The organism is Maribacter sp. TH_r10 (genome assembly GCF_033101095.1).
In the GTDB taxonomy this organism is placed as follows: domain Bacteria; phylum Bacteroidota; class Bacteroidia; order Flavobacteriales; family Flavobacteriaceae; genus Maribacter_A; species Maribacter_A luteus.
In genome coordinates, this window is sequence record NZ_JAWMPY010000004.1 from 249,000 (window position 1) to 267,726 (window position 18,727).

Genomic DNA, 18,727 nt, shown 5'->3' on the forward strand with positions numbered 1-18,727 from the left:
TTTATTCCTATAAAACACATTTTCGACTATCTCAAGGCAAAACTCAACCTAGCGAACAAGAATCTTCCTCCTATTCCAAATTGCTGCGCCCTACGCGACCAATCAAAACGCCCACTACTTCTATTGGTACCGGTTTGGGGATCCCCGTTCGAATCTATATAACTTATGGATTCTTTGGCCCTGTCCGGAAATATGTCCAATAAGTTATTGGCCCCAATTGTTATGGTCGTACTTTCTGATAAATTATAACCAATGGATAAATCCGTCACAACCTTGGAACTGAATTCCTGTTGTAGCCCTACATTAGTCGTCGCCTCGGTAACCTTACCGAAATAGACATTCCTTAAAAAGATATTCATCTTATCGACATTTACCATGTGGGAAAGATTAAGTTTTGTCCTTGGAACGGCTTCCTCAAGATAAACCCTACTATCTTCAGGAAAATAGGTATCTACCAATCCTGCATCCCTCAAAACCTGAGAGGCTTTAATATCCCCTACCTGTTTTGTTTTGGACAAGGTAGCGGATAACGTATTTTTCAATTTCGCATTATGGGCCACTACAAGATCCCAAGTAACAACAGCATCAATTCCTTTCGATTCGGTATCGATCGCGTTGGCAAAAAAGGACGCCGCCGTAGCATTTGCCTGTCGCAAAAGGTTGTCTAATTCACTTCCGGTTCCCGGACCGCTAAACTGACCTGTATAAACCACTCGATCATCAATACTGACAAAATAACCATCTAAAGAAACCGTTACGTTAGCTTCGGGAAATTTAGTGGTTAAACCAACACTGATACTTTTCGAAGTCTCTTCTTTTAATTGAGGAATTCCGAGTAACTGTGCCGCCCTGCTATCGTTCGCAAACGTACCTACTTCCTGCGGATTTCCATCTTGATCAAAAATAGTTGATGTTGAATTAAAATTGAGCTGATGCAAAGAAGGTGCCCTGAACCCTGTATTCAATGCTGCCCTCAGGTTCATGTTTTCCGTGGCCTTGACCAGGGTAGCTAATTTAAAATTGATTGTCGACCCAAAATCCGAATAGTTTTCAAAACGAGTTGCGAAGCTAGCCAAAAATGAATCGGTAATATCAGCTTCCACGTCAAAATAACCAGCGACACTACTTCTTCCCCTAGATAGTTCATTGTTTGGACTAAAACCGGGGAAAACCTGGGAACCCCCTGGCCTTGAGGCCCCAAAAAAGTCTTGGGAGGCTTGCTGCGAAGCAATTGTTATTGCCTGGCCATTAGCTGTATATTGTGCATATGATGCTTCTTCCCCAGCAACGATCTCATAATTCTCCAAACGATATTCGGCTCCAAAAGCAATATTCAAACCAGACAAAATATCATCATGGAATTTTGAAATATCAAGGTTAACGGTATTCTGCATAAAATTGAATCCACCAGCGTCAAAAACAGTCGGCGAAGCATTTTGCATAGAGGCATTGAAGGTGTTCCCTATGGTATACAAAAAAGCATTTTTCCCATAAGTATTACTGAAGTCAACATTCCAATCCGAAATCATACCCTTTATCCCCTTAGAAAAAGACTTATCGGTTATTTTGGAATTGATCTCTGGTAAAAACCCATTAATGTAAGCGGGTGTATAAGTCCTACTTTGATTGGGCAGTCTATAAAAACCGGCAGAATTCCCTGTTCTTGAACTTAATCCGGCAAATGAATACAATTCTGTTCCATTATCATCCAGAGGTAAGGAAAAATTGGTAAAGAATCTTCCTCCCCTTAATGCGGATTGACCAACGCGCATATTAAAGTCACTCCTTTCAAGTCCTCTAGCGCTTAACTCACTTTCGGTATTATCGGCCGATAAGATTCCCTGTAATTCCGCTTTTGTAGCAGTCGGACTCAAACCCAATCCTGCTTCATTCCCATAATTGATCACATCATCTACATCATCATCCAAGAGGTTGGCAATATTATACCGGTCATTCAAGGCAAAACGTTCAACGGTATTGTAAAGATTGAACACATCACCTTCCCACTCTTTCATTCTACTATAGTCTTCCCTATAGTCGAAGTCCCCCGTAAAATTTATAAAACCGCCTTTATCCCCAAGGCCTAATCCGTAATTCGCGCTAACGTTCACCGTTTCCCCATCTACTCCTCCGGTTTGATCATTCGCATTTTTACTGAAATTTGCACCTGTCGTAACATTTACGCTTAATTCGTTAATATTATCATTCAGGACAATATTGATGACACCGGCTATGGCATCAGATCCATATTGGGCCGCAGCACCGTCTCGTAAGACCTCTAACCGTTTGATGGAAGCCGAGGGTATCCATTTAAATCGGTACCTACACTTCCTCGGCCAAATGTTCCGTTTACGTTGACCAAGGATGAATTATGGCGTCTTTTCCCATTGATCAAAACCAGAACCTGATCAGGACCTAACCCACGCAAGGAAGCAGGATCTATGTGGTCTGTACCATCGGAAATGGTCTGGGTGTTCGATGTAAACGAAGGTGCCACATAATTCAGTATTTGGTTAAGATTTACCTGAGGGGCAACATTATTCAACTCTTTAACATCAATCACATCAACAGGAACCGCGCTCTCCAAAGCTGTCCGATTGGGATTCCTTGAACCTATGACAATTGCCTCGGCCAACTGGATTCCTGATGTCAAGGTAATGTTCATTGCCGATGAATCAACAATAACCTCCTTTACTTCAAAACCAATATAAGAAACCACCAAGGTATCACCCATATCGGCAACAATCTTGAAATTGCCGTCAAAATCAGTTGTAGTACCTACCGAGGTTCCTTTTTTAACCACTGAAGCACCACCAAGGGGCACTCCATTCTCATCCACTACCGTACCCGAAATTTGCGCACTGGCAAAACTTAAGCCCCCTAATAAAAGGGCCATTAAAATTAGATAATTTCTTTTCATAATTGAGTTGTTTTGAGTTTATTCTGATTATAAGGTAAGTAATTAATTACAAATGATGGATAACATAAAGGAACCGGGAAGTAAATGGCCTTAAATTTTGAGGGTGACAAATGAACAAAATTGTACTTTTGGAAAAATATTAGGTTTATGCAGCAACTTCTCGACCGTTTTCTAGGTTATGTGAAAATCGACACACAGAGTGACCCCAATTCCCAAACTACCCCAAGCACGGAAAAACAATGGAATTTAGCGACGGAATTGGCCTATGAGTTAGAACGAATAGGAATGAAAGATGTAACCATTGATGACAATGCCTACATCATGGCCACCCTTCCCAGTAATATCGACAAGGAGGTACCCGTAATAGGTTTCATATCGCATTTTGATACCACTCCCGATTTCAGTGGTACTGATGTGAACCCCCAAATCATCAAGGATTACGATGGCAAGGATATTATCTTGAACAAGGAAAAGAACATTGTTCTATCCCCTGATTATTTTGAGGACCTTTTGCAATACAAAGGACAAACTTTGATTACAACCGATGGAACCACCTTACTTGGTGCTGACGACAAAGCAGGAATAGCAGAAATCGTTACCGCTATGGAATATTTGGTACAGCACCCGGAAATCAAGCACGGTAAAATTCGCGTTGCTTTTACCCCTGATGAAGAAATTGGTCGCGGTGCCCACAAATTCGATGTTAAAAAATTCGGTGCAGATTGGGCCTATACGATGGACGGAAGTCAAGTAGGGGAATTGGAATATGAGAATTTCAATGCTGCAGGGGCCAAGGTTATCGTCTCCGGAAAAAGTGTTCACCCCGGTTATGCCAAGGGTAAAATGATCAATGCCATCAGTATTGCAAATGAATTCATAGGAATATTACCTCCAGAGGAAACACCGCAATACACTACAGGGCGAGAAGGCTTTTTTCACATCCACCAAATTAAAGGTGAAATAGAACACACGGAGTTTGAAATGATCATTAGAGACCATGACAGGGAAAGGTTCGAGGAAAGAAAGGAGTTGTTACGAAAAATAACCGAAAAACTAAATGCCGTTCATGGTCCATGCATAGCATTGGAAATAAAGGACCAATATTTCAATATGAGGGAAAAGGTAGAACCTGTTTTCCATATAGTTGAAATTGCCAAGGCCGCTATGGAAGAAATAGGAATTACCCCGATCATTAAACCCATTAGGGGCGGTACAGATGGCTCCCAATTAAGTTTTATGGGTCTTCCCTGCCCCAATATTTTCGCAGGCGGTCATAATTTCCACGGAAAGTATGAGTACGTGCCCGTTGAGAGCATGATAAAGGCCGTGGCCGTAATCATTAAAATCTGTGAATTGACAACCAAAAAAGTATAGGGCAGTGAACGAGGCTTCAAAAATAGAAGCATACTATGAAAAAGAGCACCTTTTTAAAGGAGGTATTCTTTTATTGCGGGATATTGCCTTAAAGACCAAAGCTAAGGAAACCTTTAAATGGCAATCCCCAGTTTACACCCTCCACGGAAAAAATGTCTTCTGGATCTCGCGCTTTAAAAACCATTTCAGTATCGGTTTTTTCAACGGTGTCTTTTTAAAGGATCCCAAAGGCCTCTTGATCAATGCCCAAAAAGGCAAGACCCAAGCCATGCGACATCTAAAATTCGAAGCTGTGGAACAAATCGATTCAAATATCGTTCTGGCATACATTGAAGAGGCTTTATATAACCAAGAAAAGGGGTTGCGATTATCGGCCACCAAAGAGAAAAAACAAAAACTTACAATTCCGGATCTACTAACACAAGCCTTTAAAAAAGAACCGGTTACACAGAAGAAATTTAACAATTTAACCCCATACAAACAGCGGGAATATGTTGAATATATTGTAGATGCCAAACAAATGAAAACCAAGCTCACACGATTGGAAAAGATCCTACCCATGATCAATGCGGAAAAAGGCCTTAATGACCTATATCGCCCCAAGAAACAATAGGCCATAAAAAAACCGATGGAAACCATCGGCTTTTTTTACAATTTGGATAAAATTGAATATTTTACTTAGTAGTGGCTGGAGTATTCAATTTTTTACTCATCTCCATGGAAATTGCCGATCTATCGAACTTCAATTTACCCGCCATGGTTTCTATTACACAAGAAGAGTCTTTATCATTCAACTCTACCACTTTACCATGTAATCCACTTTTGGTTATTATACGATCACCCCTTTTCAGTTCGGAGGCGAACCTTTTTTCATCTTTCTGTCTTTTCATTTGCGGACGGATCATAAAAAAATATGCCACCACAAAAATTAGGATCATCGGTAGAAAATCCATTAAACTGCCACTTCCCATTTTATCTGTTTATAGGTTTAATTATTTTACAGGGCCTAATGGCGCTGCATCTTTAGGATTCACAAAAGCTTTTATTTTTAGCATTTCAGAACCTTTAACTGTATTCGCCACTACGGTAATGGTCTTTGTTATCTGGTTTCTACCAGAACCGTTGAATTTAACTTTCAACTCCCCTACTTCTCCTGGTGCGATAGGCTCTTTTGGAGGATTCGGAACCGTACAACCACAACTACTGGTAGCCTTGGTAATCACTAATGGTGCATTACCTGTATTGGTAAACTTAAAAACGGTTTCCTGTGGCGTTCCTTGTACGATCGTACCAAAATCATGCTCAACCTTTTCAAATTCCATTACAGGAACAAGTTTAGCTGCTTCATCTCGCTCAGCTGCAACGGCAACATTATCTGTTTTTACTTTGCTCGATGCATTTTCCTTGCAAGAAACAAAAGCCAGCATCGCAACTAGTCCTAAACCTAAAATAGCTCTTTTCATTGATTAATATTTTTAATTGAATCCAAAATTAAAGAATTAATTTATAATAGTCCGCGCCCCACCTTGTTAAGTTTCCCTTCGGATTTGTATTCCTTTACCAATTTATCGAGGATACCATTAATGAAAATACTGCTTTTTGGTGTAGAATATTCTTTGGCGATCTCTAAAAACTCGTTTATGGTCACTTTTTCGGGTATCGAGGGGAAGTTAAGCAATTCACATATGGCCATTTTCAATAAAATAGAATCAATGTCGGCTATACGGTCCTTATCCCAATTCGGAGTTTTACCCTCTATTTCCTTTTCCCATTTACCGTTGTTCAACAACGTTTTGGATAATAATCTTTTGGCGAATACCATATCCTCATCATCTTTCAAAAGCTTTGGTAAAAAATAGGACTCATTTTGATCCTCCTTTATTTTTTTGAATTGCTTTAAGATAAATGTATTTACAATAGGGATATCATCTACCCAAGTCAACTTATCATCTTCAAGATAATCATAGATCTTTTCATTTGGGGCAATGATCTCCTTGAACAACCCTGCGATCAATTCTTTATCCTCTTTATAGGTTCTAGAAGGTATTTTCATATAATCGAGATAAGCCTCACTCTCGGTAATCTCTTTATAAATCAACTTTACATACTCTTCATTCAAATACCAGTTTTGTAATTTCCTTTTTTCCAGTGCTTCTTTCAATCTTTCATTATTGGCCAATTGCAACAATAATTTGTTGTTTACGAACTTTTGGTTATCTGGAAATGCATCGGCATCATTTGCCATGTACTTTTTAGAGGAAAGCTTTACCTTCTCATCTGCCAATTGTCGAATCTCTATCAGCAAACTGAGCATAAGTAAATAGAGCGAGTACATGTTCTCTATGCTTACTTTTAAAAATTTTTCCTGTTTTTCAAGGGAATCATCCTTTGACTGGGTCAATGCATAAATACATTGCATCACCTTAACGCGTATGTGCCTTCTTGTAAGCATTTCGAAGAACTTTTTTTAAGATTGGTTTACATTCTAAGCCGCAAAAATAGAAATCATTTTTTAATCTATGCCCCCTATTACAACTATTATCTTATTTATAAATTTTATAACATCTGTTTTTAAGTCAAACTTCTATCTTTGGCGAATGGTTTGTTCGTAACGAACCCACTCAGCCGACAAGCTTTATGAAGGAACTCAAACATCTTAATAAATACTTTAAAAAATATTGGTTAAAACTCTTGGTAGGAATGATCATTACGGTCGTTGCCAAGATTTTCCAGTTGGTCATGCCCTCATATGTCCAAAAATCGATAACCACAGTAGAGAACTTCATAAAAGGGGAAATTACACAAGAATTGGCAAAGGAAAGGTTATTGGAGTTCATTCTAATAATCATCGGGGCTGCTTTATTATCGGGATTCTTCACCTTCTTGATGCGACAAACGATCATTTATGTTTCCCGTTATATCGAATATGACCTTAAAAACGAAATATTTGATCACTATCAATTTTTAAGCCTTAGTTTTTACAAAAAAAACCGGACCGGTGATTTAATGAACCGTATCAGCGAAGACGTGAGTCAAGTACGTATGTATACAGGCCCTGCACTTATGTATGGTATAAACACCATTACGTTGTTCGCATGTATCATACCAATAATGTTCTTTACGGCCCCTACCTTAGCGGCCTACACTTTAATTCCCCTACCTATTCTTTCGGTGCTTATTTATCAAATAAGTAAGGTCATACACAAACGAAGTACGGTAGTACAGGAGTATCTTTCGACCCTTTCAACCTTTACCCAAGAAGTTTTTTCCGGTGTATCGGTGATTAAGGCGTATGCGATAGAACCACAGATCAACGAGGAGTTAAAGGCCTTGGCCTTGGAAGGAAAACAAAAGAGCATGGATCTTGCAAAGGTTAATGCATGGTTTTTCCCCCTTATGATATTACTTATCGGTATCAGCAATATTTTTGTTATCTATATCGGGGGACAACAATATATAAAAGGGGAAATAGCTTCTGTTGGTGTTATTGCCGAATTCGTACTTTATGTTAATATGCTCACATGGCCTGTTGCCATTGTAGGATGGTTGACCTCGATCATTCAACGTGCGGAGGCCTCCCAAAAGAGAATCAACGAATTCTTAAAAGAAAGACCCGAAATCATAAATGAAGTTGATGAAGATACCCCGATAAAAGGAAAAATAGAGTTCAAAAATGTAAGTTATACGTACGAAGACACCAATATTGAAGCGCTCAAGAATATTTCTTTCACCATTGAAGAAGGGCAAACCGTTGCCATATTGGGTAAAACAGGGTCTGGCAAATCCACTATACTGGATTTGATAGCACGGCTATATGATGTTGGCTCTGGTAAGATCCTAGTTGATGACACCCCTATCAAAAAACTAAACCTCACAAGTTTACGCAAGTCAATAGGGGCGGTACCCCAAGATGCCTTCCTTTTTTCGGACTCCATAAGGAACAATATCAAATTCGGTAACGCTAAAGCTTCGGATGAGGATGTAATACAAGTTGCGAAGAGCGCCGTTGTGCATAACAACATCATAGAATTCAACAAACAATACGATACGGTTTTAGGTGAACGTGGAATTACTTTAAGTGGCGGACAAAAACAACGTATCTCTATCGCAAGGGCTCTTTTAAAGGATCCGGAAATATATTTGTTCGATGATTGCCTATCCGCTGTCGACACCGAAACCGAAGAAACAATACTCAATAATCTACAAAAAGCCTCTAAGGCAAAAACAACGATAATCGTAAGTCATCGTGTATCTTCAGCGAAGAATGCGGATAAGATTCTGGTACTGGACCAAGGCAGGTTATTACAGACCGGAACACACGAAAAACTGAACAGTGTTGAAGGATACTACAAAGAACTTTATTTACATCAACTTTCTGAAAAAGAAAACTGACAATATTGTTGCTAACTACGCTTTTTTTTTCCAATTTTGAGGATTGGACACTAATTTATCTAACTAGAAACTTGAAAAATGAGCGACAAAGAATTAATAGATCAGGAAGAGATACATTCCAAAGTATTGAGAGCCGGAAGGAGAACATATTTCTTTGATGTAAGAAGCACCAAAGCAGGTGATTACTATCTAACTATCACCGAGAGTAAAAAATTCACCCATGATGATGGTTCGTTTCATTATAAAAAACACAAAATTTATCTTTACAAGGAAGATTTCAATGCTTTTAAGGAAAATGTAGAAGAAATGATGAATTTCATCATTGAAGAAAAAGGCACCGAGGTAATCTCGGAAAGACATCAAAAAGATTTCAAGAAAGAAGAATACCACGAAAATGGTGAAATGTCAACAACCGGTAGCTTTACCGATGTTGATTTCGATGACATTTAAAAAATTCAAACTTATTATTGTGTAAAACGGCCCTGAATGTTCAGGGCCGTTTTACATTATGACCCATCCTACCAAACCTTACTCTAAACCTTTATCCTATTTTAGAGGCAGTGACTGCTAACCACACGAAACAAAGCACCAATTCATATGTACACCATAAAATATAGCAACCATCTACACTGGTATATTTTAAGCTAACCAAGTTTCACGTAGGCTACATTAATAAGCCAATGTACCAACAACAACATAAAAGCCGTTCCGATTCCCAAGAAATAGGCAAATAGCAAGAACAATATGCCAAAATAAATCGGAAAAAGGAGAACTCCCAAAGCAAAGCGCATCGTTGACCTGAATTCAATATCCATATCCCTTGACTTCAATTTCTTTTCCCATAGGACTAGAATCGGAAAGTTGACCAACGTAAACACAAATTTCAAAACATAGGAATACCAAGGGGTTTTCTTTTGGATCGGAGTCTCTTGAAAAGTCACATCTATTTCTTGAATGATATTATTGACGGAAATTGGATCCAGATAATCAACGTTCCTGTTATTCAATTGCACCACTACATTGCCATAAGTTCCCTCATCTTCAATATGTGTGGTAAGTTGTTTTAAACTTTTATAAACCTCCTTCTTTAGGAGTTCTTCAGTAGTCGACAAATCCTTGGGGTCAAAATACTTCTGCACGGAAATATCTTTCCCAATGTACATGGCCACGCCATCGGGAAAACACTCAGCGTTAAGGTAATTCAAACCTATAGGAACTATTCGAACATCCAAGTTTGGGTCGTTCTCCAAAGCCGAGAAGATCATTTTTGCAAAACCCTTTCGCATAGGCCAGCGGACACGTCGTTGAATACCATGGTTCCCTTCGGGAAAAAGCATCAGGGCTTTGCCCTCTGACAGCAGTCTACCACATTTACTGAAAATTGCGGGATTGTTCTTTAGGGTGTCCCGACCATCCCTGATCCGGTAAATGGGTATCATTTGCAAATACCTCAAGAACTTGGAAATCAATGGTTTTTTGAACACATCGGAACGTGCCAAAAAAAAAGGTGCCACCCCAACATTCATAACAATGATCAAGGCATCTATCAACGCATTCTGATGATTGGCCAAAAATAGTATCGGTTTATCTTTAGGTATATTCCCTAGACCAACCACCTTTATTTTTTTGAAGTAACAAAACAGGCCTATCTTCACATACAGCTTTAGGATGTTATAACCTATCCTCATGAAGCCAATTCTTCTTTCTCAAGGGGTTTATACCCCCAAAACATAGACAACAACAACCCGGAAACCAAATGCCATATTCCCCAAAAAGCAGCCAATAAGGCCATGCCCCCCAGACCGTCGAAAAAAGTAAAAATGAGCAATAGGCCCAATCCGGAATTCTGGATTCCCGTTTCTATGGTGATCGATCGGGTATCCCTTTGGGACAACCCCATAAATTTAGCCAACGAGAATCCCGTTAAAAACGCGACTAGATTATGCAATACCACTATCCAGAAGACATAAAAAATATAATCTATGAAAATATCCCTGTTATTATAAAGGGCCAGGAAGATCAAAGCGATAAAGAATACCAAAGAAACCCATTTGAAAACCTTGGCAGTTCTCTTTGCCAGTAAGGGTCTTAAGTAATTGAACCCCATTCCCAAGGCCAGTGGAATGGCCAACAACAAAGAAACCAATTCTACCATTTCAACAGGTGAAATGGCAACTTCGGTCAATATTATCGATGTAGGACCATATAACGAACCCCAAAATTCAAGATTCAAGGGTGTCATAATAACAGCCAATAAGGTTGCTACCGCCGTTAGACTAACGGATAAGACCGAATTGCCCTTAGCGAAATGTGTAATGAAATTGGAAATATTTCCACCAGGACATGCCGCAACCATGAACATACCCAAGGCTATGCTGGAGATAGGCTCAATAATCCATACCAATGCGAAGGTAATAGCCGGCAAAAGTATAAACTGACTGAAAATTCCCGTGAATATGGATTTTGGATTTTGCAGGAGTCTTTTGAAATCGTTCACTGAAATCTCCAACGCGATGCCGAACATGACCAATGCCAAGGCAATATTCAACACCCAAAGGGTTTGACTATCAAAATTGATATGAACATTATCTAGTACGGTATCTGACAAACGGTTAGGCTATTTTAAGTCCGTTGGGAACTGCCGCATCTGGTTGTATTAAAACCACATCCTTACCCTCAACAGCTCCTAATATAAGACATTCACTCATAAAATCGGCAATTTGTTTCTTCGGAAAATTAATTACAGCAATTACCTGTCGGCCCAGAAGCTTCTCCTTGTCATATAGTGTAGTGATCTGGGCCGAAGTCTTTTTAACCCCTATTTCTTTTCCGAAATCAAGTTTTATTTGATAAGCCGGATTCCTTGCTTTCGGAAAATCACCAACTTCGATAATGGTACCTATTCTCATATCGACCTTACTGAAATCATTCCAACTTATTATTTCGTTCATCATCTTGGTATCTTATATTATATAGCCGTTCAATTTAAAAATAGTGATTACGATGACCAAAATTCACCAAATACTTTTAACTTTATTTTTTTGATCAGAAATGATAAGTCATGGCGAACACCCCTAGCAATATGATGCCTTTAGGCACAAAAGCCCCAGATTTTATTCTAAAGGACACGATCAGTGACCAAGAACTGTCACTGAACACCCTTAAAGGCGATATTGGGACAGTGATAATGTTCATTTGTAACCATTGTCCTTTTGTTATTCATGTGAACCCGGAATTGGTAAAAATGGCCAAGGAATACCAATCTAAAGGAATTTCCTTTATTGCCATTTCTAGTAATGATGTTATCAATTACCCTCAAGATGCACCGGACTTAATGAAACTGCAAGCAAAGAAAGTTGGGTATCCTTTTCCTTATTTGTATGACGCTACCCAAGAAACAGCCAAGAAATATGATGCTGCCTGTACTCCTGATTTTTATTTATTCGATAAAGACCTAAACCTCGTTTATCGTGGACAATTAGATGGCTCAAGACCTGGAAACGCCGTCCCTGTTACCGGAAAAGATCTTCGAAATGCCCTAAACGCCCTGCTCTCGGAAAAAGAAATAGATCCTGATCAGAAACCTAGTATTGGATGCAATATTAAATGGATTGCCGATTGATCCTGGATAGTTACAAATAAAGTAGGTCTTATTTTAAACTAGACTAGGCCTACCAACCTTTTCGCTCTAACAATCCTTGTATATGAGCGCAATGATGTCGCCCATGCCAGGCATATTTTCCAATATTCTCTTTTACGGTAATCTTACTTTTATCATCGGGATGCACATAATATTTCTGCAAGTGTTGATCGTCCAGACTTTTCAACAAAAAAACAAGTTTGGCATGTAGTGCCTTTAAATAGTTCAAAGAAAGCTCCACTGGGGCGGTTTTGGCATCGGACAAGGAGCTCCAACTCTTTTCATCATACGCCTTGATCAAGGGGCCATTTTCCGTCAGCGCCCATTTGAAACGGGTATAACTATGATGATGGCTATCCGCTATATGGTGTACCAATTGCCTAATCGTCCACCCATCTGGTCTATAAGGGGTTTCCAATTGCTCCATAGTTAAATCACCCACCAAACGCTCAAGTATTAACGGCAGTTCTTCCAAGTCCTTAATCCACCCATCTACAATTGCTTTAGATACTTTTGCTGAATATTCAAAATGCCCGATTGGGTACTTCAAAGCCTCCATAACTATCTTATCCATACTACTTTAAAAATTTTAATACAGTTTTAACCTAATGAAAATTCTACGAAAACCATAAATCTACTAATTTTATCGGATAAATAGTTTTATAATTAAAAACAATCAAAAATGGCAACACTTAGATTAGGGGATACAGCCCCGGATTTTACTGCAGACAGTTCAATGGGCACAATTAATTTATACGATTACCTAGGTGATAGCTGGGGGATTTTATTTTCACATCCTGCAGATTTTACCCCCGTTTGTACAACCGAATTGGGTACTGCGGCTAATTTTAAGGGGGAATTTGACAAACGAAATGTAAAAATGATCGCATTAAGTGTAGATGGGGCAGCCTCCCATAAGGAATGGATCAAAGACATCAACGAAGTACAGAACACCACGGTAAACTTTCCGATAATTGCGGATGAGGACAGAAAAGTGTCTGACCTTTACGATATGATCCACCCAAAAGCGGACAGCACCTTAACCGTACGTTCGGTATTCATTATCGCACCGGACAAAACGGTTAAACTTACATTGACCTACCCTGCTTCAACAGGGCGTAACTTCTATGAACTGTTAAGGGTTGTCGATTCTTTACAATTAACGGCCAACCATAAAGTTGCCACACCTGCAAATTGGGAACATGGTAATGATGTCGTTGTTAGTCCGGCCATACCTACCGATGAAGCGCGTAAAATATTCACAAAAGGCGTTGAGGAAGTTAAACCTTATTTGAGAATGACCCCTGATCCTACGGCTTGAAAACAGGAAACTTGGACTTAAAAATCGCCTTTTTAAGCGATCCAAAAGTTCAACCATTAATTTAAGGATGTGTTAATACAAAGATAACTTCCAAAATATCATACAATTAAATTAATAAATCCTACATTTGCACTTTAATTAATATTTAATAATTTTTATTATGAGTAAAGGAACAGTTAAATTCTTCAATGATTCCAAAGGTTATGGTTTTATCACTGAAGATGGTTCGAACGAAGATCATTTTGTACACATTTCTGGCTTAATCGACGAAGTTCGTGAAGGTGATGTTGTGGAATTTGAACTACAACAAGGTAAAAAAGGATTAAACGCCGTTAATGTGAAAGTAGTTGACTAGGTAACGATTTTAACTTTTTTATATACCCCCGATGTTCTGCATCGGGGGTTTTTATTTGTGGTATTTTCTTACTAATTTTTTTCTTTTTCTTATTTTTGTTTAAGTTTTAACGCAACCCCCTCCCTTTTTCTGCATCATGCATTAAACAAAACAACTCCCCCTCAATAAGAAATTCAAACAACAATTTTTATATGACCACCTTTATAACCATTTTACTATCGCTTCTCGTCATTAACATCATTCTTTTATTAATGAGCATACTGAGTACCAAAAAATAACCGTATTGAACCAAGAAAAAGTAGGGTTTAAGTTTTAGTGGTTGTTACAATGGAACAACGATCATTAAAAATAATTATGCCATGGTAACTTTCATCTCTATAGTTTGTGTTTTGGTCTTTATCAATAGCGTTATGCTCATAAGCAGTTTGGTTCGGGCACAAGATAAATAGCTTAGGCAAAAAAAAAGCCCCTGTATAAACCGAGGCTCCTTATATAAAATGATTCTTGTGATTTCTATTTCACATCCATCAATTCCACATCGAAAATTAAAGTGGCATTTGGTGGAATGACACCACCGGCCCCTGCACTACCATAAGCCAAATTCGATGGAATCACGAAACGTGCCTTATCCCCTACTTGTAGCAAAGCAATACCTTCATCCCAACCTGGAATAACTTGTCCTACGCCCAATTGAAAATCAATCGGTTGATTTCTTTTATAGGAGGAATCGAAAACCTGACCGTTCAATAGAGAACCCTCATAATGTACCGAAACTGTTTTCGCTTTTTCAGCTTTATCCCCACTTCCTTTTTGAATAATCTTATATCGTAGTCCGCTCTCGGTCTCATCAAAACCAGCAGCTACCTTATCCAATTCCTTGGCCTGTTTTTCCTTTTCTTCCGCTAATCTTTTCTCTTTTGAACTTTCAAAAGTTTTAAAGGCTTCCAAGGCATCCCACTTTTCGGCCTCGGCACCAATCCTAATGATTTCCAAAGTATCGATGGTATCGGATTGCGCAATGGCATCTACCACCTCTTGACCGGCTTCTACATGACCAAAAACGGTATGTTTATTATCTAACCATGGTGTGGCAACGTGGGTAATGAAAAACTGACTTCCGTTAGTTCCTGGCCCAGCATTGGCCATTGAAAGTACCCCTGGGGCATCATGAACCAAATCTGGATGAAATTCATCATCGAACTTGTATCCTGGATCACCGGTACCAGTACCGGAAGGACAACCTCCTTGAATCATAAAATCAGGAATTACCCTGTGGAATTTTAATCCGTCATAATAGGGCTCACCAATGGCTTTGGCACTATTCTCACGTTTACCCTCTGCCAAGGCAACAAAGTTACCTACAGTACCGGGAGTTTTATCATAAGTTAATTTTACAAGTATCTCTCCTTTTGAAGTATTGAATTTTGCGTAGATTCCGTCTTGCATTTTTCGCTTTTTTTTATTGAGCTGCAAAGATATACAAATTAGTTAGGGAAAAGAATTCCATCCATATTGTTCCAACGGAAAACAGTTCTTCGAAAACCAATTCCCTTGACAAAATTTAAATATGGTATCTATTTTGTTTTTTCAACTCCATACTTATCAAAAAGATAGACCAAACTTGACATTGCCGCTGCGCCTAGCTCCAATTCCCTTTTGTTCACATGATCAAAAGTATCGTATTCGGAATGATGGTGATCAAAGTAACGTTGAGAATCGGGGCGTAATCCGGCCAATACAATTCCATCATCCTTTAAAGGCCCAATATCGGCACCGCTGTATCCCTTAACCAACATATGAACAAGATAAGGTTCAAAAAGAGGCCCCCAACTTTTGACTTTCTTGAAATCCCCTTCCGAACAATCAAATGAAAATCCCCTTGGAGAAAAACCACCTGCATCACTCTCTAAGGCAAAGACATGCTTTTCTTTCTTGTTTTTGGCCACTTCGGCATATTTCTTACCTCCACGCAGACCATTTTCCTCATTCATGAAAAGTACCACCCTAATTGTTCTTTTGGGCGTATATCCACTTTCTTTCAAGAGTCTTAGAACATCCATACTCTGTACACAACCTGCTCCGTCATCATGTGACCCATCTCCTAGATCCCAAGAATCCAAGTGACCACCGACCACTATAATTTCATCAGGGTATGTACTTCCCTTGATTTCGCCTATGACATTAAAAGACTCAACATCATTATATACTTTGCAACTTTGTTTAAAATAGAAATTGGCATTAGGACTCAGTTTAAGCGTAGCGCTTAGAAACTCAGCTCCTTTTGTACTGATCGCCGCGGCAGGAATCCGTTCCCAAACCTCTAAATCGCCATAACCCATAGAACCCGTATGCGGATAATCATCTAACCTTAGGTTCATTGATCTAACAATAACACCTACCGCTCCATATTTGACCGCCTCCATAGCGCCGGCATATCGCTGACCAACACAGCCTGAATACGATTCGAACGTACTTATTAGGGTTGGATCCATGGGTTTATTGAAAAATACGATCTTACCTTTTATCTTATCGGCACCCAAAACTTCCAGGTCCTTGATACCATTCACCTCTATGATATTTGCCTTAATGCCTTGCAAAGGTGTGGCGACCGAACCGCCAAGAGCACATATCGGTAAGTTGGTTGTAATTCCCGGAGCGGTTTCAACATAAGCAAATTCCGGAGTACCCCTTACCCATTTAGGCACCATTACAGGTTGCAGCCAAACCTTATCGAGCCCCATTGAGTCTAATTGTGCCTTGGTATAATCCACCGCCTGTTGGGCTTGTATTGATCCGGATAACCTACCACCAATCTGATTGGATAAATAATTGAGCCAATCATAAGATTTGCTTTGGGTCAAAGCAGTTTCATAAATAGCCTTTATTTGTTTTTCGTCCTCAGATTGTGCATATCCTTGCCATGTTACCACGACGACGATTAAGATGTACTTTAAAAACTTCATTCGCTTTCCAGTTGTTTTTTGTAGTTGTCTAAATTAGCTTTTATTTTATCATCGAGTTCCGGTGCAATGATATCTTTGTATTTTTTTAACTCTTGGTAAAGAATTTCAGCCACTATCAACCTTGCCCCTTTCTTGTTATCTGCCGGAATAACGAACCAAGGAGCTTTAGGTTTCGAGGTTCTTTGAATGGCCTCTTCATAACACTGCTGATATTTTGCCCATAATTTTCTTTCTTTGAGGTCATCGGGGGAGAATTTCCAATTCTTTTGCTTTAAACGCAACCTACGGAGTAACCTTTGCCGTTGCTCTTCTTTGGACAAGTGAAGGAAAAACTTGAAGATTATGGTACCGTTATCCACAAGATGTTTTTCAAAATTATTGATCTGGTCGAATCGTGAATCCCAAAAATGCTGGTCAATGTCAGACACTTTTTCTATTCCCGGTAAATGCTCTCCCATAATATATTCAGGATGAACACGGGTTACCAAAACATTCTCATAATGCGTTCGGTTAAAAATCCCGAATTTACCCTTGGCAGGCAGTGCAATATAGTGACGCCAGAGGTAATCATGTTTCAGTTCCAATGGGGTGGGCACTTTAAAACTATGAACTACCACGCCACGTACGTTGAAATCCTTGAACACTTCACGCACAAGGCTGTCCTTTCCCGAAGTATCCATTCCTTGCAAACAAACCAATACACTATACTTACCATGTGCATATAAGGTATCTTGGAACTCCCCAAGTTTTTCCCGAACTTTTACCATTTCCTTTTTCAATTGTTTGTCGGTAGACCCAAAATCCTCAATTGTGGGCATTGCCGCCAAATCTGTTGACTTATCTGCCCTATATCTATTTATATCAATATTCTTCATGCTCTGAATATAAAAATATTTTATCGTTGAAAGACCTTAATCCCTGAAAAAATGGTAATTCACCTGCAAAAAAGATACATCTTGACCCACTTAAAGGATACTTCCTGCGTTCTATCGAAAAAAATAGGTGAATAGCTTTTTCCCATGTAATTTTAACTTGTATTATTCCCAAATTTTACAACGAACTAAAGGCTTATCTTATGAAGAACTATTCACTTGTCGCAGTAGTTTCACTGATTTTGTTTTCTTCCTTTATGGTAGACAAGGGTTGCGAGTATGCAAGTTCTAATATGAACTATGCCAAGACCCAAGTAGAGAAATCCATCGATGTGAAAGATATCAACCAAGCCAGGTTTTATGCTTATAAAGCCATCAACTCAATTGAAAAATCGAAAAATCAACTAAAGGATTGTGGTTGTGTTTATGCCGATGGCAATATAGCCGACGGTAAATCTGACTTGATCTTGGCTACCAAGGCAACTTCCTTGACCAGCACGCGAATATTACTAAAGAGGGCCTTACAACATATTATCGACGGTATCGAATCCTTAGGGGAACACGAGTTCCATACCAGCAAATATGGGAGTGATCTATTGGCCATGAACACAATTTCAGAAACGGAAAAAATTTCGACGCGGATCCCAAGTGAAAAAGAAATGGAACAACAAATAGATGCCTCTTTGGAAAAATACCGAAAATCACTTGATAGGATCGTAAAATCGGTAGATTGTGCGTCTGCACGGGCCTTTGCTGAAAATATTTATTTACATTGTGAGCAACAGTTATTGCTTCCGAACCTTTCGGAGGGAAAAAAATATTATAACTATAAAACCAAGGAAATTACGGCAGAAGCCTTGGAACGGTTAGAATCTTGCAAATAAACAAGC

General features: G+C 39.1%; 18 protein-coding genes and 1 pseudogene. 8 read left to right on the forward strand and 11 right to left on the reverse strand.

Annotated features, from left to right (window positions below; translation table 11 throughout):
* Nucleotides 1-26: 26 nt before the first annotated feature.
* A pseudogene (locus R3X28_RS12315) lies at nucleotides 27-2,920 on the reverse strand (TonB-dependent receptor).
* A gap of 147 nt (nucleotides 2,921-3,067) precedes the next feature.
* On the opposite strand from R3X28_RS12315, the gene pepT reads away from it, so the two are divergent.
* Together pepT and R3X28_RS12325 are read left to right on the forward strand one after the other, a co-directional pair.
* Nucleotides 3,068-4,294: a peptidase T gene (pepT, locus tag R3X28_RS12320; protein WP_154367714.1), complete on the forward strand. Its 1,227-nt coding sequence runs from the start codon at nucleotides 3,068-3,070 to the stop codon at nucleotides 4,292-4,294.
* 4 nt (nucleotides 4,295-4,298) lie between these two features.
* Nucleotides 4,299-4,907 carry a YdeI/OmpD-associated family protein gene (locus R3X28_RS12325; protein ID WP_179955121.1) on the forward strand — a complete coding sequence of 203 codons (609 nt, stop codon included), beginning with the start codon at nucleotides 4,299-4,301 and terminating at the stop codon, nucleotides 4,905-4,907.
* Between the two features lie 61 nt (nucleotides 4,908-4,968).
* Here R3X28_RS12325 and yajC read toward each other — a convergent pair whose 3' ends face one another.
* Genes yajC through nusB form a run of 3 tightly spaced genes read right to left on the reverse strand, consistent with a single transcriptional unit; the run spans nucleotide 4,969 to nucleotide 6,746 of the window.
* Nucleotides 4,969-5,265: a preprotein translocase subunit YajC gene (gene yajC, locus R3X28_RS12330; protein ID WP_154367712.1), complete on the reverse strand. Its 297-nt coding sequence runs from the start codon at nucleotides 5,263-5,265 to the stop codon at nucleotides 4,969-4,971.
* A gap of 21 nt (nucleotides 5,266-5,286) precedes the next feature.
* Entirely contained in the window at nucleotides 5,287-5,757 is a 471-nt protein-coding gene (locus R3X28_RS12335) for a DUF1573 domain-containing protein (protein WP_154367710.1), read from the reverse strand.
* A gap of 41 nt (nucleotides 5,758-5,798) precedes the next feature.
* On the reverse strand, nucleotides 5,799-6,746 hold the full coding sequence (gene nusB / locus R3X28_RS12340; protein WP_154367708.1) for a transcription antitermination factor NusB: 948 nt from the start codon (nucleotides 6,744-6,746) through the stop codon (nucleotides 5,799-5,801).
* 185 nt (nucleotides 6,747-6,931) lie between these two features.
* Here nusB and R3X28_RS12345 point away from each other — a divergent pair, with 185 nt between their 5' ends.
* The gene (locus R3X28_RS12345; protein WP_317664613.1) at nucleotides 6,932-8,686 is read left to right on the forward strand and encodes an ABC transporter ATP-binding protein; all 1,755 of its coding nucleotides are present in this window, start codon (nucleotides 6,932-6,934) and stop codon (nucleotides 8,684-8,686) included.
* Nucleotides 8,687-8,764: 78 nt separating this feature from the next.
* The gene (locus R3X28_RS12350; protein ID WP_154367705.1) at nucleotides 8,765-9,136 is read left to right on the forward strand and encodes a PUR family DNA/RNA-binding protein; all 372 of its coding nucleotides are present in this window, start codon (nucleotides 8,765-8,767) and stop codon (nucleotides 9,134-9,136) included.
* Between the two features lie 194 nt (nucleotides 9,137-9,330).
* On the opposite strand, the gene R3X28_RS12355 is transcribed toward R3X28_RS12350, so the two are convergent.
* From R3X28_RS12355 to R3X28_RS12365, 3 genes are read right to left on the reverse strand one after another with little or no spacing between them, the layout of a single operon-like run.
* Entirely contained in the window at nucleotides 9,331-10,374 is a 1,044-nt protein-coding gene (locus tag R3X28_RS12355) for a lysophospholipid acyltransferase family protein (protein ID WP_317664614.1), read from the reverse strand.
* Nucleotides 10,371-11,294 carry a bile acid:sodium symporter family protein gene (locus R3X28_RS12360; RefSeq protein WP_317664615.1) on the reverse strand — a complete coding sequence of 308 codons (924 nt, stop codon included), beginning with the start codon at nucleotides 11,292-11,294 and terminating at the stop codon, nucleotides 10,371-10,373. Before R3X28_RS12360 ends, R3X28_RS12355 begins: the two co-directional genes overlap by 4 nt.
* Before the next feature lie 4 nt (nucleotides 11,295-11,298).
* Complete coding sequence (locus R3X28_RS12365) at nucleotides 11,299-11,637, reverse strand: tRNA-binding protein (RefSeq protein ID WP_317664747.1); 339 nt, start codon at nucleotides 11,635-11,637, stop codon at nucleotides 11,299-11,301.
* Between the two features lie 110 nt (nucleotides 11,638-11,747).
* Between R3X28_RS12365 and R3X28_RS12370 the strand changes: the two genes are divergently transcribed.
* Nucleotides 11,748-12,308, forward strand: a complete 561-nt coding sequence (locus R3X28_RS12370) for a thioredoxin family protein (protein ID WP_317664617.1) — start codon at nucleotides 11,748-11,750, stop codon at nucleotides 12,306-12,308.
* Between the two features lie 49 nt (nucleotides 12,309-12,357).
* Here the strand turns inward: R3X28_RS12370 and R3X28_RS12375 are convergent, their stop codons facing one another.
* Complete coding sequence (locus R3X28_RS12375; RefSeq protein WP_317664619.1) at nucleotides 12,358-12,900, reverse strand: YfiT family bacillithiol transferase; 543 nt, start codon at nucleotides 12,898-12,900, stop codon at nucleotides 12,358-12,360.
* Between the two features lie 108 nt (nucleotides 12,901-13,008).
* Here R3X28_RS12375 and R3X28_RS12380 point away from each other — a divergent pair, with 108 nt between their 5' ends.
* The gene (locus R3X28_RS12380; protein ID WP_317664621.1) at nucleotides 13,009-13,647 is read left to right on the forward strand and encodes a peroxiredoxin; all 639 of its coding nucleotides are present in this window, start codon (nucleotides 13,009-13,011) and stop codon (nucleotides 13,645-13,647) included.
* Nucleotides 13,648-13,807: 160 nt separating this feature from the next.
* Nucleotides 13,808-14,002: a cold-shock protein gene (locus R3X28_RS12385; protein ID WP_013304911.1), complete on the forward strand. Its 195-nt coding sequence runs from the start codon at nucleotides 13,808-13,810 to the stop codon at nucleotides 14,000-14,002.
* A 513-nt stretch (nucleotides 14,003-14,515) separates the two neighbouring features.
* On the opposite strand, the gene R3X28_RS12390 is transcribed toward R3X28_RS12385, so the two are convergent.
* The 3 genes from R3X28_RS12390 to R3X28_RS12400 all read right to left on the reverse strand — a co-directional run bounded on the left by R3X28_RS12390 (nucleotide 14,516) and on the right by R3X28_RS12400 (nucleotide 17,840).
* Nucleotides 14,516-15,448, reverse strand: coding sequence for a peptidylprolyl isomerase (locus R3X28_RS12390; RefSeq protein ID WP_154367693.1), 933 nt, complete (start codon nucleotides 15,446-15,448; stop codon nucleotides 14,516-14,518).
* Nucleotides 15,449-15,576: 128 nt separating this feature from the next.
* Nucleotides 15,577-16,965 carry a M20/M25/M40 family metallo-hydrolase gene (locus tag R3X28_RS12395; RefSeq protein ID WP_317664627.1) on the reverse strand — a complete coding sequence of 463 codons (1,389 nt, stop codon included), beginning with the start codon at nucleotides 16,963-16,965 and terminating at the stop codon, nucleotides 15,577-15,579.
* Entirely contained in the window at nucleotides 16,962-17,840 is an 879-nt protein-coding gene (locus R3X28_RS12400) for a PPK2 family polyphosphate kinase (protein WP_317664629.1), read from the reverse strand. The genes R3X28_RS12395 and R3X28_RS12400 overlap by 4 nt, the downstream gene beginning before the upstream one ends.
* A gap of 200 nt (nucleotides 17,841-18,040) precedes the next feature.
* On the opposite strand from R3X28_RS12400, the gene R3X28_RS12405 reads away from it, so the two are divergent.
* Nucleotides 18,041-18,721, forward strand: a complete 681-nt coding sequence (locus R3X28_RS12405) for a hypothetical protein (RefSeq protein WP_154367687.1) — start codon at nucleotides 18,041-18,043, stop codon at nucleotides 18,719-18,721.
* Nucleotides 18,722-18,727: the final 6 nt, after the last annotated feature.